Source organism: Phytohabitans aurantiacus, assembly GCF_027923225.1.
GTDB classification, from domain to species: domain Bacteria; phylum Actinomycetota; class Actinomycetes; order Mycobacteriales; family Micromonosporaceae; genus Phytohabitans; species Phytohabitans aurantiacus.
This window is the reverse complement of sequence record NZ_BSDI01000005.1, coordinates 117,744-137,861: the sequence shown is the minus strand read 5'-3', so window position 1 is coordinate 137,861 and position 20,118 is coordinate 117,744. Positions and strand designations below refer to the sequence as shown.

Here is a 20,118-nt window from a genome sequence, read left to right as displayed (position 1 = left end):
GACCACCCACGGCACAAGGGAGCACCCATCATGAAAAGAAATCGAATTCTCGCAGCCATTGCCGCCGCCACCATCGCCATCGTCGCCGCCGGCTGCGGGGACGACGGCGACAGCGGTACCGGCAGCGGCGGCGGCCAGAAGTACATCGCGATCGTCTCCAAGGGCTTCCAGCACCAGTTCTGGCAGGCGGTCAAGAAGGGCGCCGAGGACGAGGCGGCCAAGCAGAACGTGCGCATCACGTTCGAGGGGCCCGCCACCGAGGCCGACATCGAGGCGCAGACGACGATGCTCACCAACGCGCTGGCCAAGAAGCCCGACGCGATCGGCTTCGCCGCGCTGGACAGCAAGGCCGCCGCGCCGCTGATGGAGCAGGCCAAGTCCGCCAACATCCCGGTGATCGCCTTCGACTCCGGTGTGGACAGTGACGTACCGCTGACCACCGCCGCGACCGACAACAAGGCGGCCGCCGGCGAGGCCGCCAAGCACCTGTCCGAGCTGATCGGCGGCTCAGGCAAGGTGGCCCTGGTGGTGCACGACCAGACCAGCGTCACCGGCCGGGACCGGCGCGACGGCTTCCTGGACTGGATGAAGGCCAACGCACCCGGTATCCAGGTGCTGCCGGCCCAGTACGGCGGTGGTGACCAGGCGAAGTCGGCCGACATCACCAAGTCGATCCTGCGCGCCAACCCCGACATCAAGGGGATCTACGGCGCCAACGAGGGCTCGGCCATCGGCGTGATCAAGGGCATCGAGGAGGCCGGCAAGTCGGGCGTCGCGGTGGTCGGCTTCGACTCCGGACAGGCCCAGATCGACGCCATCAAGAACGGCACCGAGGCGGGTGCCATCACGCAGAACCCGGTCGGCATGGGTGCGGCTCTGGTCAAGGCGGCGGTCGAGGCGATCAACGGCCAGACCCTGCCGAAGACCATCGACACCGGCTTCTACTGGTACGACAAGACGAACATCGACTCGCCGGAGATCCAGGCGGTTCTCTACAAGTAGTACCCAAAGGAGTCAGGGCGTCCCGCCGCGACTTGCGGGACGCCCTGACCGGGGGGTGAGGAATTTAGCTCGTGTGACGGCTCAGTTCGTCGTGACGGCCAGGCTGTGCTGGTAGCCGGCGCCGATCGCCGCTACGCCGGTCAGGCCGCTCACCGCCACCGGAGACCTGCGGTTGGTCGCGGTGCCGTCGCCCAGGGCGCCGTACTGGTTCCATCCCCAGCTGACCGCGGTGCCGCCCTGGAGCAGCGCCGTGTTGTGCCCGTAGCCGGCCGCGATCGCCTTCACGCCCGCGAGGTTCGGCACCGTCACCGGGGTGTCCCGCTGGACGGTGGTGCCGTCGCCGATCTGCCCGTCTCCATTGTGGCCGAAGGTGGCCACGGTGCCGTCCGCGCGCAGGGCGATGCTGTGGTGACCGCCCGCGTCGACGCTGACCACATTGGACAGGCCGGAAACGTGGGCCGCGGTGGGCCGGTTGTCCGTGGAGCCGTCGCCGAGCTGGCCCTGCGCGTTGTAGCCCCACGAGTACACGAGGCCGCCGGTGTCGACGGCGAGGCTGTGCCCGCCGCCACCCGCGATCGCGACCGCGTTCCACACGTTGGCCACGCCGACCGGCGTGCGCCTCTCCTCGACGGTACCGTCGCCGAGCTGGCCGACGTTGTTGGCGCCCCAGGCCGCGATGGTGCCGCCCGCGTAGAGCGCCATGCTGTGGTTGTCGCCCGCCGCGATGGCGACCGCGCCGAAGACGACCGGCACCGGCGTGTTCTGGTCGTACTCCTGGCCGTTGCCGACCTGGCCGAAGTGGTTGTCGCCCCAGGCGTACACGACGCCGTTCGAGTTCAACGCCATGCTGTGGTACGCGCCGGCCGCGATGGCCACGATGCCGGTGAGCCCCGGCACGCGCTTCGGGCGCAGCCGGTCGTTGGGCGTACCGTCGCCGATCTGGCTCTGGTCGTTCGAGCCCCACGCCCAGACCGTGCCGTCGGCCCGCAACGCGAGAGTGTGGTCGTATCCACCGGCCAGCGCGACGGCGTCGGTCACGTCCGGTACGGCGACCGGCCGGCGCTGGTCCACCTCGCTGGCGTCGCCGAGCTGGCCGTGCCAGTTGTAGCCCCACGCACGCGCCTGGCCCGCGGTCGCCGCCGCACCGGCGGGGGCCGCCGCGACCGAGCCGGACGCGACCAGCGTCGTGGCCAGTACTCCGAACAGCGCCGCTCGTCGTGTGATTGACACGCTCCGTCCTCCCCAGGATGTCCACTGTGGCCGCCCGACCGATGGTGGAGGAGCAGCACGGGGATGTCGAGCCGAGAAGCCGATCTTGAGTGAATCTTGATACACCGCCGGCTACCCGCCCGCGACGAGACGTAGCCGCTATCATCCTCGGTGCTGTTTACGACTCTTTCAGTACTGCTCGTCTTCGCATAGCTTCAGCGGACGGGTAGCGCGCCGGGGCCGGCGTTCTTGATCGAGCGCTTTAGATCATTGTCGTCGTACCAGAGGAAGCAGCGGACACCTCGGTCGCCATTGGCCCACGCGTCGGCCTCGGGGCTGTAATAGATGGTGCCGGAGCGGAATTCGATGTTGGAGTCGTTGGGCACCTTGGCGTAGGCCGCCAGCACACCGCGGCACCCGGTGTGCGTGCGCGCCGAGTTGCGCAGATAGTCGGTGTACGGGGTGTCGGGCGCGGTCCAGATTCCCACGAACTCGGCGCGGTGCGCGCTCGTACAGGAGACCGGTGTCATCGTGTCGACCGCGTCGGTGCCCTTCATCATGACCGGGTTGAAGCAGGTGTACGCGATCGGTGACGCGGACTTCAGCGCGTCCCGCAGGCTGCCGGTGCGAGCGACGAGGTTTCCGGGTGAGTCGAGCGACTGGGTCTCGGAGAGGTCGCACCGGAACCAACGCGCACCGCCTGACCATCCGTCCACGGCTGGGAACATCACCCACAGTCGCAGGCGGGCTCCGCGCCAGTCCGCGCCCAGAAACTCCGTCGCCTTGGCGCCGCACTCCGCGTGGGCCTTGCGGACCGTCGGAGAACCCGGCGCTGGGGGCTTGGAAGGGGCGGCATCGGCGCCTGTGAGCTGTCCGATGTGTACGGTCTCGCCGCCATGCGACGCGCCGCAGTCCAGCGGCTTGTAGAGGTCGATCGTCGTGTGAAGCTTGTAGAAGACCTGCGAGAGGCCGGAGTGGCAGGTGTTCGCGGCCGGCATGTAAAGGCGTGGTTCCGGGAGGGTGCTCCAGTCGTCGGCCAGGTCGCCGTCGACACCGGCCGGATTGCCGCACCCTGCCAGGAGCGCCGCGACCAGCGCGCACGCCATCGTCACACCGAGCCGTCGCCGCATGTTGATCCCCCCGTAGAAGGCGCCCGGCGCAGCATACGGCACGTCACCTTTGGGCGCGGGGGCGTCGCGGGTGCCGCGGATCGCCCCGCTGTTGCGGCACGCGGTGACCCCCTGCCGTGATCAGGGCGTCCCTCAAGCTGCCCTAACGACTTGAGGGACGCCCTGATCACTGGTTAGGGCCGGTACGCGGCTGCTACCGCGGCGCTGTCTTCGAACATGTGGTACAGGTCGATGCGGCCGTCGCGTACGTGGATGTGGAGCGCGAAGCCGCAGGAGAACGCCCGGCCCGTGCGGAGTACCTCGTGGGTGAACCGGCCAAGGGCCACGCCGTGCTCGCCGTCGGCCAGTACCCGGTCGACGGTGAACTCGCGGGTGCGGACCTCGGCGGCCACTGTGGACAGGAACGCCCGGATGTCGGCACGGGTGCGCCGGCGGCCGGTCCAGGGCACCTCGGGCGCGCCGGGCACGTCCCAGTCGACGTTGTCGGCGAACAGCTCCAGTACGCCGTCGAAGTCGCCGGCGCCGAAGCGGCGGAAGAACTCGGCGGCGACCGCCGCGGCGGGGCTCATCGTGGTTGTCATGATCTTCTCCAATCGATTAGGTGGTGTGCAGGGGTGTCAGGCGGCTCAGGTGACCGTCGGGGCGGACCACGGCCACGCGGGGCCGCGCGCCCAGCGCCCGCCGCAGTGCCCGCCGAGCCCGTCCGGCCGTCGCGGACAGGTCGTGGACGGGCATGTCCGCTGGGGCTTTGCTCCGTAGCCGCGCCACCGCGGCCGCCCACCCGGTGGGCGTACGGCTGCCGGGCCACAGCAGCATGGTGAACGCGTACGGGGCCAGCGGCGGCATTCCCGCGAGCGGCACCCGCTGTCCGGGCTGTACCGGTCCGCGCCGCCACGCGAGCGGGTGGGTGCCGGCGGAGCCATAGTGGACGTCGGTCTGGCTCAGCAGCGGCACCAGGATCCGCCGCACGAGTCCGGCGGCCCGCCCGGCGATGAACGCGGCGTCCCGCAGGGCGATCCGTGCCGTGCCGCGCTGGAGCGCGAACCGGGCCTGAGCCGCCGAGGTGCGCGACATGCGGGCGGCCGCCGCCCGGCGCTCCGGGTCGTAACCGGACAGCGCGGTGGCCGGCAGCCGCCCCCGCAGCACGCCGCCGAGGCGCCAGCCGAGGTTGACCGCGTCCTGGAACCCGACGTTCATGCCCTGGCCGCCGGCCGGGCTGATCACGTGTGCCGCGTCGCCGGCGAGGAAGCACCGTCCTTTCTGGAACGTCTCGGCGAGGCCGAGCCGGGGCCGGAACGACCGGGTCCACAGTAGATCCGTGATGGTCAGCGGCACCCGGGCGCGCTCGTCGAGGATCCGCTGGAGCAGCTCGCGCGGCGGCGGGCCGTCCGCCACGTCGCGGTGCGGCACGTTCGCCGCGATCCGGAACCGGCCGCCGCCCAGCGGCACCAGCGCCACGACCCCGTGCCGGGAGTAGTAGTACTGGAGGTCGGCCGGTGCCGGGCCGCCCACGACGACGTCGCCGATGGCGTACGTGACGTCGACCGGGTCGCCGTCGAAGCGGATGCCGAGCAGGGTGCGCACGGCGCTCGCCGGCCCGTCCGCGCCGACCACGTAGTCGGCGGTCGCCCGCTCGATGGTGCCGTCGGCGTGCCGCAGCGTCGCCACGGGTCGCTCACCGGTGTCGTCGAGGTCGACGAGCGTCACGCCGTGCTCGACGGCACCGCCCAGCTCGGCGAGGCGCCGCCGCAGCACCTGCTCGGTCCGCGACTGCGGCAGGGCCAGCACGAACGGGTACGGGGAGTCGGCGAGCGTGCCGAGATCCGCCGTACCGAGCAGGCGCCCGCCGGAGTAGTAGCGCACCCCGGAGCTGCGATGGCCGGCCGCCACCAGCGCCTCGCTGGCACCGATTCGGCGCAGTACCTCCAGGCTGCGCGGCCAGACCAGGATGGCTCGGGAGTGCGGGTCGGCCGGTCCGGCCCGTTCGTCCCGGTCTATCAGCCGCACCCGCACGCCCTGCTGGGTCAGCTCGCAGGCGAGCACCGTGCCGACCGGGCCGGCGCCGACGACGAGTACCTGTATGGACGTCGACATCTCACCGCCCTCCCGCCGCGCCCTTGTCGCGCAGCAGCGCGGCGACGTCGGACACCGTGTGCTCCGGCCGGAGGTCGCCGTCCGCGACCGGTACGCCGTACCGCTGCTCCAGCAGGAGGGTCAGCTCGGCCAGGGTGAGCGAGTCCGCCTCCAACTCGGTGAACGCGGTGGCGGCACCCACCCGGCCCGGTGGCACGCCGAACACGTCCACCATGATCCGGGCGATCTCGTCGGTCATCTCTCGCATCTCTCGTTTCTCCTTGTCTAGAAAGTCGCTACCGCGGGCAGCGCGGGCCAGGTGAGCGTCACCGAGCCCCAGGTGGCGCCGGCACCGAACGCGGTGAGCAGTACGCGATCGCCGGCACGCAGGTCGCCAGCCGCCGCCGCGTCCGCGAGCGCCAGCGGGATCGACGCGGCGGATGTGTTGCCGACCCGGTCGATGTTCACGACCGCCCGCTCGCGCGGCACGCCCAACCCGTCGGCCACGGCGTGCAGGATGCGCACGTTGGCCTGGTGGCCGACGAGCCAGTCGAGCGCGGCGGCCTGCCAGCCGGTACCGGCCAGCGCGGCGCGGGCCGACGCGGCCATCCGCCGGACCGCGTTGACGAACACCGGCCGCCCCCGCATGGCGAGGTAGTGCGCGGCCGGGTCGGCCGGTCCGGTGGAGCGCTGCCGCGACCCGCCGGCCGGGATGGCTATCAGGTCGGCCAGTTCGCCGTCGCTGCCGAGGTCGAAGGCGAGCAGGCCGCCCACCTCGCCCGGTACGCCGGCCCGCAGCACCACGGCGCCGGCTCCGTCGCCGAAGATCGCCACCGTCGTACGGTCGGACGGGTCGACGATCGTGCTGAACGTGTCGGCGCCGATCACGAGTACGGAGCCGGCGAGGCGGCCGGCGATGGCCCCCGCGGCCACGCCGAGCGCGTACACGAAGCCGGAACACACGGCGGCGACGTCGAACGCCGGCACCGGGCCGAGACCCAGCCGGCTGGCCACTTCCGGTGCGGTGGCCGGGCAGAGCCGGTCCGGTGTCGCGGTCGCCACCACCACCATGTCGACCGTGGACATTCCGGCGTTGGCGAGTGCTCGCGCGCCCGCCGTGACCGCCAGGTCGCCGGTCGCGGTGCCGGGCGCGACGGTGTGGCGGCTGCGGATACCGGTGCGGGACCGGATCCACTCGTCGGAGGTGTCCAACCGGGCGGCCAGCATCTCGTTGGTGAGAACGTGCGGCGGCACCGTCGCGCCCAAGCCGGCGACGACCGCCGTGGGCCCGTTCACGCCGCCCTCCGTTCCGTCTCCGGCCGCACGTCCTGCGCGGCGTACTCGGTGTGAGCGGCCGCGATCGCCTCGTCGACGCCCATCACCCGGGGCAGGCCGTAGTCCTCGGCGATCCGGACCAGCCGCTCGGGCAGGCTGCCGCCGATGATCCGGTACGGGATCCGCAGCTCGTCCAGGACCCGCAACAGGGTCTGGTCGGCGAGCTGCCGGAACCGTTCGTTGACCGGCCGGTGGCCGTCGCGGGCGAGCGGGAGCTCGTTGGGCAGGTGCACGGCCGCGTCGTAGGCGCCCGCCACGTGCCGCCGCACGGCGGAGCCGATCTGGGCCATGACGGACTCGAAGAACCGGATCTCGTCGGTGCGCGGCACGCTCTCCAGGTCACCCAGGTGCACCGAGGTGTTCGGGTTGATGCCGACCGTGACCCGGATCGCGCCGTAGATCCACTCTTGCAGCGAGCAGCCGTCCGAGACGTACGTCGAACCGAGGCGGGCCTCGTGGGCGGCCCGTTCGGCGTGCCGCACGACGATCATCTGGATCAGTTCGGGCGCGGTGCACTCTTCGAGGGTCTTGCCGGGTGCGGCCTCGGGCAGGATCTCCCGCATCGTGCGGGCCCGGGTGCGCGGTACGCCCGTCAGGTGCGACAGCGCCATCGCCGTCAGCGTCTTGCCGGACGAGTACGTGCCGCAGATAGCCAGTCTCATGTGGATCCTCTCGGTCAGGCGGCGCGGACGGCCGCGAGATCGGGTAGTTGGTGTGCGACGGAGCACCGGACGAGGACGTCCCGGCCGGCGGCGACCACGTCGGCGAGGCGCCAGGTCGCGCCGCGGGCCGGTACGAGCCGGCTGCCGGCCAGCTCCGCCCCCACCGGGAACGGGATACCGGCGGGCCGGTGGGGCGTGCGCGGCCGGATCACCGTGCGCCGCATCCAGAGCGTGCTCGTGGTGGCCCGTTCCAGGCCGTCCTGCCGGTAGAGCAGGGCCTGGCCGAGCTGGAGCGCCACCGTGAAGATGTCCACGATGGACACCGACGGGTGGTAGCGCGACTCCATGCCGTCACCGGCCGGACCGTCGATGTCGACCGCGGTGAGCACGCGAGCGCGTCCGGTCGCGTCGAGCGCGAGGTTCCTCACCCGGTGCCGGCGTAGCTTGAAGCCGTCCACGTACGGGCCGGTCGTCTCGGCGGCGCCGGTGCCCCGGTGCCCCTTGCCGGAGGAGTGCTCGACCAGGCAACCCACGCGCATCGGGCCGATCCAGCAGTCCACGAGGGACAGGTGGCCGAGGAGCGTGTACGGTGCCGGCCGGCTGCGGACCACCTCGGCCCGTACCGCGAACGCCTCCAGCCCAGCCTCCAGCGGCCGCGGTCCGGCGTTGACGTCCAGCCGTCGCACCCACATCGCCCGGCGCTGCGCGGCGTCGAGCCCGTGTGCCGCGGTGACGCACGCGTCGGTGAGCCGCGCGGCGAGGACGATCGCGTCGATCGTGCTCAGGTGCGGCGGTACCGCCCCGTCGCGCTTGGTGGACCAGTCCGCCGGGTACCGGACTCCGCCGGTGGCGCTCGCGCGAACCCCGTGGCCGTCGTCCACTATGGACAGATTGTCGATGTGCTGGCCGACCCGGCGGTAGCCGCCGCCGAAGAAGCGACCCTCCGCCGGACCGAGCAGCTCGTCAAGAGTTCTGGATCGCATGGTGCGTCTCCCGTTCGTCGTCCTTGGGAAGCAGGGCCGGCTCGCGTGTCCACAGGAGAAGGCCGAGCAGCGCGAAGCCGGCGCCCACCAGGCACACGGCCAGCCAGCCGCCGCGGGCGTACGCCAGCCCCGAGGCGCCGGCACCGGCCACCCCGCCGGCGAAGTAGACGGTCATGTAGGCGGTGGTGACCCGGCTGCGCGCGGCGGGCCGCAACCGGTAGCTGACGCTCAGGTTCGTGGACTGCAGCGCCTGCACGCCGAAGTCGAGCACCACCACGCCGAGCACCAGCGGGAGCAGCCAGTGGCCGCCACCGAGGGCCATCAGCGCCCAGCCCAGCAGGGCCAGGCCGAAGTACGCCGCGGTGGCCGGGCGGTCCCCGCCGCGGTCGGCGACCTTTCCGGCCCACCGTGCCGCGTAGGCACCCGCGACGCCGGCCAGCCCGAACAGGCCGATCGCCGCCTCGCCGTACCGGTAGGGCGGTGCGGCGAGCAGGAACGCGATCGCCGTCCACAGTGCGCTGAAGCCCGCGAACGACACGAACCCGTACGCGCACCGCAGCCGCAGCACCGGTTCCTCCCGCACGAGGCGGGGCACCGAGCGCAGCAGCGCCGGATAGCTCAGCCGGTCGGGTGGCCGGGCGCGGGGCAGCGATCGCGACAGCACCAGCGCGAGCGCCACCATCGCCGCGGACGCCAGCGCGTACACGGAGCGCCAGCCGCCCACCTGCGCGACCAGACCGCCAGCCGTGCGGGCGAGCAGGACGCCGGCGAGCACACCGCCGAGTACCGTGCCGGCCACCCGGCCCCGCTCGGCCGGCGGCGCCAGGGTGGCCGCGAACGCGACCAGGATCGGCGCCACCACGGCGCTGAGCGCCACCACGACCGTGGCGCCCGCGAGCACCCCGAACGACCAGGCGCCCGCGGCCACCGCCTGGCCGGCCGCGACGACCAGCAGCAGCACGGTGACGAGGCGCCGCCGCTCCACCACGTCACCGAGCGGCACGAGCAGGGCGAGGCCGGCGGCGTACCCGATCTGCCCGAGCGTCACGAGCAGTGACGCCTCGCCGCTGCCCGTGCCGAACGTGCCGGCGATGGCTTGTAGTAACGGTTGCGAGTAGTAGACGTTGGCCACGGCGAGGCCGCTGGCGGCGGCGAACAGCGCCACCGTGCGGCCCGGCAGCGTCGGATCCGGGTTCATCGCTCTTCCTCCTCGTCGTGCGCGGCGAGCACGCGCCGCGCCACCGCCATCGCGTTGATGGCCCGCGGGACGCCGGCGTAGAGGGACACCTGGGTTAGTGCCTCCACCACCTCGCGCGGCGTGGCGCCGGCGCGGAGCGCGCCTCCAATGTGGAACTCCAGTTGTGGTTCGGCGCCGCCGAGCGCGGCGAGGACGCAGATCGTGGCGAGCTGGCGGGTGCGCAAATCCAGGCCGGGCCGGCCGAGCACGGCACCGAGGCCGTGCTCGGCGGCTTCGGCGAGGCCCGGCGCGAGGTCGGCCAGCGCCTCCCACGGCGGCACCGCGCCGTCGGGCGCGATCCGCCGGAACACGGCGATCCCGCGTCCCGCGCCACTTCCCGCGCTCACCGGTACACCTCCGCCACCACGCACAGCGCCCAGCGCATGCGGGCGGCGGCGGTCTCCGGGTGGTCGCCGTACTCGCCGGCCACCTCCACCGCGCACCCGTCGGGGCCGCCGTGGCGGCGTAGCGACTGCGCGACCGCCGCGATGACCTCGGCCCGGTCCGGCCGCGACCCGGCCGGCAGGTGGCTGGCGAACAGCGCCGCCGCCAGTCCCGCGGCGGTACCGGTCGAGGCGCCGGCGCGTGCCTCCAGTTGCGTGGCCATGAGCTGCCCCCTTTCGGGTGATCTGCTTGCATTCGAGAATCGGCCAGTTCGCGGCTGGCGGCGTCCGGTGAGGGGCTGATCTTCGGCCTCCGCTCCAGGGCGTACCGGCGGCCGCTCCCGCTGCCCGGCAGCACGGGGAACACGGCGTTCCGGCCGCCCGCGGCCCTCGCGGGTACGACTCCAGGGGGACCCGGCGGGCCGGGGTCCGACCGGCGGTGTAGGCGGCGGATCGGCCGGGAAACAGACGCCGCGATGCGGCGTCAAATGATGCAATGTCCGCATAAGTCGGCCAGACGGCGGCGCGTTCGCCATCATTGAGGAGGGGCCATGTCGTACCCGGAGCTGAGCGACGCGGACCAGCGGGTGTCCGGCGCCGCCACCGAGACGTTCGTGCTGGTCAAGGACCGCACGGCGGACGACTGGCGCACCGGCACCGTCGGCGTGCTGATCGACACCGACGTCGTCATGGTGCCCGCGCCGCCGAAGGGCCTGCTCGACCACGGGGAGCAGGTCGACCTGATCCTCTGCGGCCCGCCCAACGGCCACGGCCCCGCGCCGGAGTGCGTCGGCGGCCGCCGCGCGGTGGTGCTGCGCTTGACCGGCGGCCGGGCGGTCGTCGGGTACGTCCAGCTCGACCGGGGCACCCGGCACCCGGCGCTGAACGTCACGCGTCCGGACAAGGAGCGCCTCGTCGACGCGCTCGCCGGCTGCGGCGGAGACTACTGGTCCGCCATGGACGGCGTGGGCATCGTCCGCGACCCTCGGCCGCCCTTCAAGGCGGGAACGCTGTGGTCGCCCAGCGACCTCGACAGCGTGGCGCACGGGTTCGCCGGGGGCCCGCTCGAAACCAAGGAGCGGGAGTACCAGACGCTGGGCGAGCTTGGCACCGACGCGTGTTGCCCCACCAAGTGCTGCAAGAGAAGCCTGTTCCCACGATGAGCACGCCCTCCCTGGGCCGAGGGCCGGTGATCGCCTGGGACGCGGTGCTGGCGGCGCTGGCCTGCGCCCTCGACGTCACGCTGTTCAGCTACATCGGTCTGAGCGAGGAGCGGGCACCGGCGCTCGCGGTCATCGGCTACGCGGTGGTGGGGTACGCCGCGTTGCTGCTGCGCCGCCGGGCGCCGGTGCTCGTGTTCGCCGCGCTGTGGGTGCACAGCATGGTGGCCTCGCTGACGCCGGACCTCATGTACTTCCCGACGGTGGGCCTCGTCGTCGCGATCTACACGCTCGCGGACCAGCGCGGCAACCGCGCGGCGCTGTGGGGACTGTGCCTGTTCACGGTGCCGGTCGGCTTCAACGTGGCCGACACCGTGCGCGGATCCGAGGACCCGTACCGGGTGGCGGTGATGTGCGCCGCCGGGCTGCTCGCGTACGGCGCCGCCGGATGGGTCGCCGGGCGCCTCGTGCGGGTCAGTCGGGAGCTCTGGCGGGCCTCGGCGCGGGAGGCCCTCGGCGCCGAGCGCCTGCGGATCGCCCGCGAGCTGCACGACGTCGTCGCGCACTCGGTCACGGTGATGGTGCTGCAGGCGGCCGGCGCCCAGCGGGTCCTGACGGCCGACCCGGCCCGAGGGGTACGCGCCCTCGGCGAGATCGAGAGCGCGGGCAAGCAGACCATGACCGAGCTGCGCCGCATGCTGCGGGTGCTGCGCGGCGACGACACGGTCGGCCGCCTGGACCCGTACGAGCCGCGCCCCGGCGTGGACGACCTGGAGGCGCTGGTCGCGGGCGTGCGCAGCGTCGGCGTACCGGCCCGCCTGCGGGTGGAGGGCGCGCCGGGCGAGGTGAACGTGGAGGTCGCCCTCACCGCGTACCGGGTCGTCCAGGAGGCGCTCACCAACGTGATCCGGTACGCGCGCCCGGGCGCCGCCGCCACCGTCCACGTCGTGTGGGAGGGGCGGACCCTGCGCATCAGGGTGTCGAACGAGGGCCCGTCCGCGCCCCGGCCGTCCGCCGCGTCGATGTCCAGCGGGTACGGGCTGCGAGGCCTGCGGGAGCGGGTGGCCCTGGCCGGCGGGGAGCTGCGAGCCGGGCCCACAAGGGACGGTGGCTTCGAGGTGACCGCCACGCTGCCCGTCGCGATTCCCGCGCGGCCGGTGGCGGCCGGCGGCGTACCAGACAACCGAGGAGCACTGTCCAATGTCGATTAGGGTGCTGCTGGCCGACGACCAGCCGATGATCCGTACCGGTATCGCGATGCTGCTGGACGCCGAGCCGGACGTGGAGATCGTCGGGGAGGCCGCCGACGGTGGTGAGGCGGTCGAGCGCGCCGGCGAGCTGCGCCCCGACGTCGTGCTGATGGACGTGCGGATGCCCGGCGTCGACGGCGTCGAGGCGACCCGCCGGATCACCGCGGACGGGTTCGCCGGTACCGCCGACGGCCCCATCACGGTGCTGATCCTGACGACGTACCACGTGGACGACGCGGTGTACTCGGCGTTGCGCGCCGGGGCCTCCGGGTTCCTGCTCAAGGACGCCGCGCCGACCGAGCTGGTCGCCGCCGTACGCGCGGTGGCCGCCGGCGAGGCGTGGCTCGACCCGGCGGTCGCGCGCGGCCTGATCACCGAGTTCGCCGCGCGGCCGGAGCGGAACCTGCCCACGCCCACCGAGCTGCGCCAGCTGACGCCCCGCGAGACCGAGGTACTGGTGCTCGTGGCGCACGGCCTGTCCAACGCCGAGATCGCCGCGCACCTGGTCGTGGGCGAGGCGACCGTCAAGACGCACTTCGGGCGGGTACTGATGAAGCTCGGGCTGCGCGACCGCGCGCACGCCGTCGTGGCGGCGTACCAGAGCGGGCTCGTCAAAGCCGGCGACTCGCTGGCATGACTGGCGACTCGCTGGCATGACTGGCGACTCGCTGGCATGACAAGGCGTCCCGCACGCCGTCACAGCGACGTGGGGGACGCCTTGATCAGGAAGGAGCGGACCCGCGTCAGTTGCGGGACAGCGCGCCTTCGGCGTTCGTGATGGCCTGGCGGGCCTGCTGCATCTCGGCACCGCCGTCGTCGAGGTCCTCGACGGCGCCGTTCAGCATCCGGCCGGCGCCGCGGCGGGCGTTCGGGTTCGCCGCGACCGCGGCCTGCGCGTCGGAGACGGCCGTACGCGCCAGCTGCATCGCCTGCTGCGCCGCGGTGAACGCGCCCTCGGCGTTGGCCAGCATGTTCGGCGCGCTGCCGTCACCGCGCGAGGCGGCGAGGAGCTGGCGCGCGGTCTGCGCCGCGTCCATGGCGGCCGAGGTGGCCTGGCGGCCCGCGGCCGCGGCGTCCTGCCCGGCCTGGGTGTCGGCGTCCTCGCAGGCACGGGCCACGTTCTGGCCCGCGTCCATGGCGGCGTCCGACGCCTCGAGCAGGCTCCGGGCCGCGTTGCGCAGCTCGCCCCGGGCCGCGTTGTTCATGGGTACGCTGGCCGCCGCCACGCTCTGGTTCCCACCCGAGACGGAGTCCGCGTTCGCCGAGCCGAGGCCGAGCGCCGCGAGTGCCACCACGACAGAGGCGACACCGGCTCCGAGCAGTACCCGTCGATTGCGCAGTAGTTCCACGATCTCTCACCTTCTCGATGGCCGGCACAGTGGACCGGCCTCCCCAACAGATGTGTGCACGCCGCGCGGCGGTCACTTGTCGGTATTCACGGAGTTGGCGGTGGATCGGGCTTGTCGGGTCGTGCACGTCCCGTAGGCGCGTTGTTGCGATACGCGCGGTGGCGGATCCGCGGATCGCGTGGTATCTCGCGGGCGCGTGGCGCGCGGTCGAGTGTGGACAGGTGACAATCAGCTCGGCATGAGCTTTGCCGATCGTTAGTGTTTCTGTCCCAGTACGGGTCCTAGCTTTGCCGCCATGACACGTGGGAACCTGCGTCCGCTCGTCCTGCTGCCCGTGCTCGTGGCGCTCCTGATCGGGAGTGGGCTCGTCGCTGCCGCGCGCGCGTCCGCCCTGTCGCTGCCGTTGCCGGGGCGCGAGGTCACCATCGACACCGGCAAGCTCAAGGGAAACGTGCGCCTGGACCGCCGGGAGTTCCTCGGTATCCCGTTCGCCGCGTCCACCGCCGGCGACGGCCGTTTCCGCGCGCCGCGGCCGCCGGCGAAGTGGTCGGGCGTGCGCGACGCGACCAGGTCCGGTGCGGCCTGCCCGCAGATCCTGCCCTCGTCCGAAGACTGCCTGACCGTCGACGTGCACACGCCGCCACTGTCGGCCGGTACCGACCTGCCGGTGATGGTCTGGATCTACGGCGGTGCCTTCGTGTTCGGCTCGAACTCCGGGTACGACCCGTCGCCGCTGATCAAAGAGGACGTCATCGTCGTCAACGTGAACTACCGCCTCGGCCCGTTCGGGTTCCTGTCCCTGCCGGGGCTCAAGGAGAGCAACGTCGCGTTGCTGGACCAGCAGGCCGGGCTGCGATGGGTGAAACGCAACATCGCCGCCTTCGGTGGTGACCCCGGCAAGGTCACCGTCTTCGGGGAGTCGGCCGGGGGCAGCAGCGTCTGCCACCAGATGGCGTCACCGCTCGCGGAGGGCCTGTTCCAGCAGGCGATCGTCCAGAGTGGATCGTGTTCGGGGCGGAACGGTCTGACGCCGGTGTCGAAGGACGAGATCCAGAAGCGCAGCCGGGCCTTCGCGCGGGAGATGGGGTGCGAGGATCCGGCCGAGGAGGTCGCCTGCCTGCGCGCGCTGCCGCAGGACAAGCTGCTGTCGTCGAAGACGCTGGAGTTCCAGCTCGACCTGACCTGGGTGCCCAGTGTGGACGGTGTGGTCGTGCCGCGCTCGCTGGAAGACGCGTGGCGCACCGGCCAGTACCAGAAGGTGCCCATGATCGTCGGCGGTACCAGGGACGAGGGCCGCACCTTCATCGCGCTGCTGGACCACCTGCTGACGCTGTCCAGTGTCAGCCCGGAGGAGTACGCGGCGTTCGTGCGCGACGCGTTCGGCGACGACGCGGACGCGGTCCTGGCGAAGTACCCGGTGTCCGCGTTCGACTCGGCCGACCTCGCCAAAGCGACCGTGCTCACCGACTTCTCGTTCGCCTGCGCGACGGCGTTCCACATCGAGCAGGCCGACGCCGCCGGCTCGCGGGTGTTCGCGTACGAGCTGAACGACGTGGACCCGCCGCTGGCCGGCGTCGACCCGTTCATGCCGATGGGCAACTTCCACGGCTCCGACGTGCTCTACCTGTTCAACTCGCTGCAGGGGATACCGGCCATCCGCAACGGTACTCAGCAGAAGCTGTCCGACCAGATGGTCGCCGCGTGGACGTCGTTCGCCCGCTCCGGCGACCCGGGCGCGGTCGGCGGCACCGACTGGCCGGTGTGGAGCGCCGAGCGGCCGCGCGTCATCCAGCTCAGCTCGGCCGGCAGCACGCTGAGCACGACCGTGCCCGGCGAGCACAACTGTGACTTTTGGGAGCCGATCGTGGGACCGACTGCTCTGGGTGACCGCGACTACACAGCAGAGTGACAGTGGTGGGCGCCGATACGCTCACCTGGCACGCAGACGCGAGGCCGGTCCATCTGGCTATGTGGGTGCATGGAGAGTATTCGCGACCAGGTGCGGAACCTCTTCCGGCGCGGCCGCCACGGCCGGCTGACGCTGCGAGGGTACGGCGCGTTCGCCCTGCACGGCCGGCCGCTGCCGCTCCGGATCGCCGCCGTCATGGCGCCCATGACCGTGGTGGCCGTCGCCTTCGGGTGGCTGACCGTGGTCAACGCGGTCGACCTGGCACGGCCGCTGGACGAGGCTGAGCGGTACGCCGAGGTGAGCACCGCCAGCCTGACGCTCGTCGAGAAGCTCCAGGACGAGCGCGACCGGGCCGCCCGCGCCGTCGACGTCGACCGGGACGAGCTGGGCCTGGACGCCGCCTTCGCCGCTACCGAAGACGCCATCGAGGCGTTCGAGACCGCCCTGGCGCAGGTGCCCGAGTCGGCGTTCGGCGCGCAGGTCGCCCGGGCCCGCGCGGGCCTCGCCGAGCTGGGCGGGCTGCGGGACGCCGCGTTCCGGCCCAGGCTGTCGCCGCTGGCCACGATCGACGCGTACAGCAAGGCGATCCTGCCCGTGATCCACATCGGCAGCGGCGCGGACAGCCAGGCGGTGCGGCTCTCCGGCAGCCCGGCGGTCGTCGCGCGCACCGCCGGCCTGTACGACCTGGTGCTGGCGGCGGGCGCGGCCTCGCAGCGGCGCGCGCTGGTGACCGCGATGCTGGCGCGCGACTGGGCCGAGACCGGCGAACGCGACGCCCTGGTGGTCTCCGGCTTCCAGAGCCGGGTGGAGCTGGACGCGTTCCAGGCCATCGCCGGCGCGCCGGCCCGGACCCTGTACGAGCGGGCCGGCGTCGCCCCCGCGACCCGGAGCGAGGACGCGTACGTGCGGCGGGTCCTCGGCAACGACGACAGCTACGCGGACGCCGGGCTGTCCGTCACGGCCTGGCTGGACGTCTCCAACCAGCAGCTCACCCGGCTCCGGCTGGTCATCGGCCAGAGCGCCCGCGGCGGCCTGGACCAGATCCGCGACCTGCGGATCGCGGCGTGGCAGGCGGCGGCCGGCAACACCGCGCTGTTCGCGGCGGCCGCCGCGTTCGCGGTCATCATCGCCCTCGCGGTCGGCGGCGGCATCGTGCGCGACCTGCGACGGCTGCGCCGCGGGATGCTGAGGGTCGCCAACGACCGCCTGCCGCGCACGGTCCGGTCGCTGTCGGAGTACCCGCCGGAGCTGGTCGACCTGACGATCCGGCCGGTCGGCGGCGATACGCGTGACGAGATCGGGCAGGTCGCGGACGCGTTCGACACCGTGCACCGCGAGGCCGTGCGGCTGGCCGCCGCCCAGGCCCGCATGCGCACCACCGCCAACGCGGTCATCGGCACGGTCGCCGGCCGCGCGCAGAAGCTCGTCGGCGAGCAGCTCGCGGTGATCAGCGAGCTGGAGCGCGACCAGATCGACCCCATCAAGCTCGACGGCCTCTTCCGGCTCGACCACCTCGCGACGCGGATGCGCCGGTACGGCGAGGTGCTGCTCGTACTGGCCGACGACGACCCGGGACGGCGGCGCACCGAACCGGCACTGCTGGCCGACGTCGTGCAGGCGGCCGTCGGCGAGATCGAGCAGTACGTCCGGATCGAGCTGCTGTACCTGCCGGCCGTCAGCGTCGCACCCGGGCTCGTCGTCGACCTCGCGCACCTGCTCGCCGAGCTGCTCGACAACGCCGTCGCGTACTCCGACCCGGGCAGCGTCGTGCACGTGTTCGCCAGCCGCCAGCGGGACGGCCAGGTACTCGTCGAGATCCACGACGACGGTCCGGGCGTACCGGCCGAGACGCTCGATCAGCTCAACACCCGCCTCACCGGGGCACCGGGCCTGCTGCTGGGCAAGGAGCCGCAGCTCGGGCTCTTCATCGTCCGGCTGCTGGCGTCCCGCCACGGGGTACGGGTGCGGCTGTCATCGGGCGAGCAGCGGGGGACCGTGGCGTCGGTGCTGCTGCCGGCGTCGTTCGTCGCCCCGGCGCCGTCCGCATCGGCGTACGAGCTGCCGGAGCCGGTGGGGTTCGGGCCGCAGGCGAAGGTGTGAACCCTCCACTCTCGACAAGTCCCAACCTGCGGTGCAGGCGCGCGAGAATCGGGGGAGCCCACCAGTTCCGCCGGCCGAGCAGCGTCATCGTCGCCGGCACCAGCAGGCAGCGCACCAGCGTCGCGTCGATCGCCACCGCCGCGGCCAGCCCCAGGCCGATCTGCTCGACCGAGCTCATCCGCGCGGCGCCGAAGCAGCCCATCACGACCACCATCAGCATCGCCGCCGAGGTGATGACCCTGCCGGTCTGCTGGAGTCCCCAGCGCACGGCGGTGCCCGGTGCCACGCCCGCGTCCACGTACTCCTTGACGCGCGCGAGCAGAAACACCTCGTAGTCCATGGACAGTCCAAAAGCGAACCCGAAGATGATCACGAGGAAGATCGGGTTGAAGCCGGTCACCGTCACCGTGTTCAGGGCGCCGTCGAACACGCCGTGGTAGAAGACGGCGCTCATGATGCCGAACGTCGCGGCCAGCGAGACCACGTTCATGACGACGGCCTTGACCGGTACGACCAGGGAGCCGGTCATCAGGAACAGCAGTACCAGCATCGCGAGGGCGGTCAGCCCCATGGCCATCGGGAGGCGGCCGGTGAGCAGGCCGGTGAGGTCGCGTAGGAGCGCCGCGTCGCCGGTGACCCACGACCGGTCGCCGGGTGGGCGGTCGTCGCGGATCCGGTCGACGAGGTCCCACACTGTGCCGCCCTGCGGGTCGCCGCGCACGTCGAACTCCACGATGGACATCTCAGGGGACAGCGGCGCGGCCGGGCGGACGCGGGCCACCAGCGGGTCCGGCCGCCAGCGGGACGCCCATTCGTCCAGCGCCCGCGGCGATGTCGAGGCCAGCACCGTCACGCTCGCCACGGGCGGCAGGCCGAACCGCCGCACCAGCGCGTCGGCCACCTCCACCCCCTCGATCGACCGCGGCAGGCTGTCCACTGTGTCCAGGCGTACCGAGGTGGGCAGCGCCGGCGCGGTGGCGGCGAGCAGCACCGCCGACGTGGCGAGGGCGACCAGCAGCGGCCGCCGCTGCACGCGGCCGGCGAGGCGCGCGAAGAAGCCGGCCTCCGCGCCGCTGTCCGGCGGGAGGATCCGGCGCGCGCCGTGCCGCGCCGGCCGGATCCACCTGCGCAGCAGGCCGAGCAGGCCGGCGGTGAGGGTCAGGGACGCGAGCATCGCGACCACCGCGATGGACATGCCGGCGATGCCGAGGGCCGACAGTCCGGGTACCCCGAACGTGAGCATCCCGACCAGCGACGTGGCCACGGTCAGGGCGCTGAACAGGATGGTCCGGCCGGCGGTCGCCCAGGTGCGCTCCAGGGCGGCGAGCGGCGGACCCGGCACGCTGAGCTCCTCCCGGTACCGGTTGACCAGCAGCAGCGAGTAGTCGATGGCGAGACCGAGGCCGAGCAGGGTGGTGACGGTGACCGCGTTGACCTCCAGATCGGCCACTGTGGAGAAGCCGAGCAGGATCGCGGTCACCGCGGCGACCGATACCAGCGCGACCAGTACCGGCAGGCCCGCCGCCACCACGCCGCCGAACACGACGACCAGGACGACCGCGCTCAGCGCCAGCGACAGGGCCTCGCCCTGGGCGAGGTCTTCGCGGATGGCGTCGTTGGCCTGCAGGGTGACCGCCGTGGTGCCGCCGACCCGGACCCGCACGTCCGGCTGGCCCGCGTCGCGCAGCCGGCCCTCGCCCTTGCGCAGGGCGGCGGTCACGCCGGCGGTGGTCTCGGCCAGTTCGGCCGGCTCCAGCCGGGTGAGCGAGACCTGGATCAGCAGCGCCTTGCCGTCGGGCGTCACGGGCGCGCGGCCGTCGAACGGGGTCCGCACCGCGCGCACGCCGCCGACCTCTGTGATCTTGGCGGCGGTCGTCCGTACCGCCTCGCGGACGCTCGGCGCGCGCGCGTCGACACCGTCGACGAGCCCGGTGATCTCGCCGCCCTGGCCCGTGGCCTCGGCCAGCACGTCTATCGCGGCGACCGACTCCAGCTGGGTCGGTCCCTGGTTGGCCAGCCGGTCGAACAGCGGGCCGGCGCAGGCGCCGCCGCCCACGGCGGCGGCCAGCCAGATCGCGATGACCGGCCACGGTCTGCGGAAACACCAGCGCCCGGCACCGGCCAGCACGCTGTTGATCGAGGTGCGCACTATCGCACCCTGCCCCGCGCCACCGGCCATCGACAGCGATTCGCGCGCGCGAATAAGGGTCCGATAGGCGCGCGCGGTGACAAGCCTCTTCTCTTGTAACGCGGGTGACAACCCGGGCGGGTCGAACTGTTGCTCCGGTGCGTACGAATGCGGTCACGGAGCGGCGTAGTACCGGGTGACGGCGTCC

18 protein-coding genes and 1 pseudogene are annotated in these 20,118 nt (G+C 72.8%); 6 read left to right on the top strand and 13 right to left on the bottom strand.

Features of this window, described 5'->3' with window-relative positions; all coding sequences use genetic code 11:
* Positions 1-30 precede the first annotated feature (30 nt).
* Positions 31-1,002 carry an ABC transporter substrate-binding protein gene (locus QMG73_RS06810; protein WP_281893175.1) on the top strand — a complete coding sequence of 324 codons (972 nt, stop codon included), beginning with the start codon at positions 31-33 and terminating at the stop codon, positions 1,000-1,002.
* 81 nt (positions 1,003-1,083) lie between these two features.
* Here the strand turns inward: QMG73_RS06810 and QMG73_RS06805 are convergent, their stop codons facing one another.
* The 11 genes from QMG73_RS06805 to QMG73_RS06755 all read right to left on the bottom strand — a co-directional run bounded on the left by QMG73_RS06805 (position 1,084) and on the right by QMG73_RS06755 (position 10,238).
* Positions 1,084-2,232, bottom strand: a complete 1,149-nt coding sequence (locus tag QMG73_RS06805; RefSeq protein WP_281893173.1) for an RCC1 domain-containing protein — start codon at positions 2,230-2,232, stop codon at positions 1,084-1,086.
* 194 nt (positions 2,233-2,426) lie between these two features.
* The gene (locus tag QMG73_RS06800) at positions 2,427-3,383 is read right to left on the bottom strand and encodes a septum formation family protein (RefSeq protein WP_407676754.1); all 957 of its coding nucleotides are present in this window, start codon (positions 3,381-3,383) and stop codon (positions 2,427-2,429) included.
* A 131-nt stretch (positions 3,384-3,514) separates the two neighbouring features.
* Complete coding sequence (locus tag QMG73_RS06795) at positions 3,515-3,922, bottom strand: nuclear transport factor 2 family protein (RefSeq protein ID WP_281893172.1); 408 nt, start codon at positions 3,920-3,922, stop codon at positions 3,515-3,517.
* Positions 3,923-3,938: 16 nt separating this feature from the next.
* Positions 3,939-5,435 (bottom strand): FAD-dependent monooxygenase, encoded by a 1,497-nt coding sequence (locus QMG73_RS06790; protein WP_281893171.1) that lies wholly within the window; start codon positions 5,433-5,435, stop codon positions 3,939-3,941.
* Position 5,436: 1 nt separating this feature from the next.
* Positions 5,437-5,682: an acyl carrier protein gene (locus QMG73_RS06785; protein ID WP_281893170.1), complete on the bottom strand. Its 246-nt coding sequence runs from the start codon at positions 5,680-5,682 to the stop codon at positions 5,437-5,439.
* A gap of 17 nt (positions 5,683-5,699) precedes the next feature.
* Positions 5,700-6,710, bottom strand: coding sequence for a beta-ketoacyl-ACP synthase III (locus QMG73_RS06780; RefSeq protein ID WP_281893169.1), 1,011 nt, complete (start codon positions 6,708-6,710; stop codon positions 5,700-5,702).
* Complete coding sequence (locus QMG73_RS06775) at positions 6,707-7,411, bottom strand: AAA family ATPase (RefSeq protein ID WP_281893168.1); 705 nt, start codon at positions 7,409-7,411, stop codon at positions 6,707-6,709. Before QMG73_RS06775 ends, QMG73_RS06780 begins: the two co-directional genes overlap by 4 nt.
* A 14-nt stretch (positions 7,412-7,425) precedes the next feature.
* Positions 7,426-8,394: an AvrD family protein gene (locus QMG73_RS06770; protein ID WP_281893166.1), complete on the bottom strand. Its 969-nt coding sequence runs from the start codon at positions 8,392-8,394 to the stop codon at positions 7,426-7,428.
* Positions 8,375-9,592 (bottom strand): MFS transporter, encoded by a 1,218-nt coding sequence (locus tag QMG73_RS06765; RefSeq protein WP_281893165.1) that lies wholly within the window; start codon positions 9,590-9,592, stop codon positions 8,375-8,377. The genes QMG73_RS06770 and QMG73_RS06765 overlap by 20 nt, the downstream gene beginning before the upstream one ends.
* A complete protein-coding gene (locus QMG73_RS06760; protein ID WP_281893164.1) occupies positions 9,589-9,978 on the bottom strand; it encodes a carboxymuconolactone decarboxylase family protein in 390 nt (129 codons plus the stop codon). The genes QMG73_RS06765 and QMG73_RS06760 overlap by 4 nt, the downstream gene beginning before the upstream one ends.
* Positions 9,975-10,238, bottom strand: a complete 264-nt coding sequence (locus tag QMG73_RS06755) for a hypothetical protein (RefSeq protein ID WP_281893163.1) — start codon at positions 10,236-10,238, stop codon at positions 9,975-9,977. Before QMG73_RS06755 ends, QMG73_RS06760 begins: the two co-directional genes overlap by 4 nt.
* Positions 10,239-10,565: 327 nt before the next feature.
* On the opposite strand from QMG73_RS06755, the gene QMG73_RS06750 reads away from it, so the two are divergent.
* From QMG73_RS06750 to QMG73_RS06740, 3 genes are read left to right on the top strand one after another with little or no spacing between them, the layout of a single operon-like run.
* Positions 10,566-11,177, top strand: a complete 612-nt coding sequence (locus tag QMG73_RS06750; protein WP_281893162.1) for a hypothetical protein — start codon at positions 10,566-10,568, stop codon at positions 11,175-11,177.
* On the top strand, positions 11,174-12,385 hold the full coding sequence (locus QMG73_RS06745) for a sensor histidine kinase (RefSeq protein WP_281893160.1): 1,212 nt from the start codon (positions 11,174-11,176) through the stop codon (positions 12,383-12,385). The genes QMG73_RS06750 and QMG73_RS06745 overlap by 4 nt, the downstream gene beginning before the upstream one ends.
* Positions 12,375-13,061, top strand: a complete 687-nt coding sequence (locus QMG73_RS06740) for a response regulator (RefSeq protein ID WP_281893159.1) — start codon at positions 12,375-12,377, stop codon at positions 13,059-13,061. Before QMG73_RS06745 ends, QMG73_RS06740 begins: the two co-directional genes overlap by 11 nt.
* A gap of 106 nt (positions 13,062-13,167) precedes the next feature.
* Here QMG73_RS06740 and QMG73_RS06735 read toward each other — a convergent pair whose 3' ends face one another.
* A complete protein-coding gene (locus tag QMG73_RS06735) occupies positions 13,168-13,773 on the bottom strand; it encodes a hypothetical protein (protein ID WP_281893158.1) in 606 nt (201 codons plus the stop codon).
* A 295-nt stretch (positions 13,774-14,068) separates the two neighbouring features.
* On the opposite strand from QMG73_RS06735, the gene QMG73_RS06730 reads away from it, so the two are divergent.
* Positions 14,069-15,682 (top strand): carboxylesterase/lipase family protein, encoded by a 1,614-nt coding sequence (locus QMG73_RS06730; protein WP_281893157.1) that lies wholly within the window; start codon positions 14,069-14,071, stop codon positions 15,680-15,682.
* 69 nt (positions 15,683-15,751) lie between these two features.
* Positions 15,752-17,782 (top strand): sensor histidine kinase, encoded by a 2,031-nt coding sequence (locus tag QMG73_RS06725; protein WP_281893156.1) that lies wholly within the window; start codon positions 15,752-15,754, stop codon positions 17,780-17,782.
* Between the two features lie 61 nt (positions 17,783-17,843).
* Here QMG73_RS06725 and QMG73_RS06720 read toward each other — a convergent pair.
* A pseudogene (locus tag QMG73_RS06720) lies at positions 17,844-19,961 on the bottom strand (MMPL family transporter); the annotation flags it as partial.
* Positions 19,962-20,118: the final 157 nt, after the last annotated feature.

Bases quoted from the DNA above. Each gene is read 5' to 3' on its own strand.
- QMG73_RS06810 (WP_281893175.1), top strand. From the start codon at position 31: ATGAAAAGAAATCGAATTCTCGCAGCCATTGCCGCCGCCACCATCGCC.
- QMG73_RS06795 (WP_281893172.1), bottom strand. From the start codon at position 3,922: ATGACAACCACGATGAGCCCCGCCGCGGCGGTCGCCGCCGAGTTCTTC.
- QMG73_RS06790 (WP_281893171.1), bottom strand. From the start codon at position 5,435: ATGTCGACGTCCATACAGGTACTCGTCGTCGGCGCCGGCCCGGTCGGC.
- QMG73_RS06785 (WP_281893170.1), bottom strand. From the start codon at position 5,682: ATGCGAGAGATGACCGACGAGATCGCCCGGATCATGGTGGACGTGTTC.
- QMG73_RS06775 (WP_281893168.1), bottom strand. From the start codon at position 7,411: ATGAGACTGGCTATCTGCGGCACGTACTCGTCCGGCAAGACGCTGACG.
- QMG73_RS06770 (WP_281893166.1), bottom strand. From the start codon at position 8,394: ATGCGATCCAGAACTCTTGACGAGCTGCTCGGTCCGGCGGAGGGTCGC.
- QMG73_RS06765 (WP_281893165.1), bottom strand. From the start codon at position 9,592: ATGAACCCGGATCCGACGCTGCCGGGCCGCACGGTGGCGCTGTTCGCC.
- QMG73_RS06755 (WP_281893163.1), bottom strand. From the start codon at position 10,238: ATGGCCACGCAACTGGAGGCACGCGCCGGCGCCTCGACCGGTACCGCC.
- QMG73_RS06750 (WP_281893162.1), top strand. From the start codon at position 10,566: ATGTCGTACCCGGAGCTGAGCGACGCGGACCAGCGGGTGTCCGGCGCC.
- QMG73_RS06745 (WP_281893160.1), top strand. From the start codon at position 11,174: ATGAGCACGCCCTCCCTGGGCCGAGGGCCGGTGATCGCCTGGGACGCG.
- QMG73_RS06740 (WP_281893159.1), top strand. From the start codon at position 12,375: ATGTCGATTAGGGTGCTGCTGGCCGACGACCAGCCGATGATCCGTACC.
- QMG73_RS06730 (WP_281893157.1), top strand. From the start codon at position 14,069: ATGACACGTGGGAACCTGCGTCCGCTCGTCCTGCTGCCCGTGCTCGTG.
- QMG73_RS06725 (WP_281893156.1), top strand. From the start codon at position 15,752: ATGGAGAGTATTCGCGACCAGGTGCGGAACCTCTTCCGGCGCGGCCGC.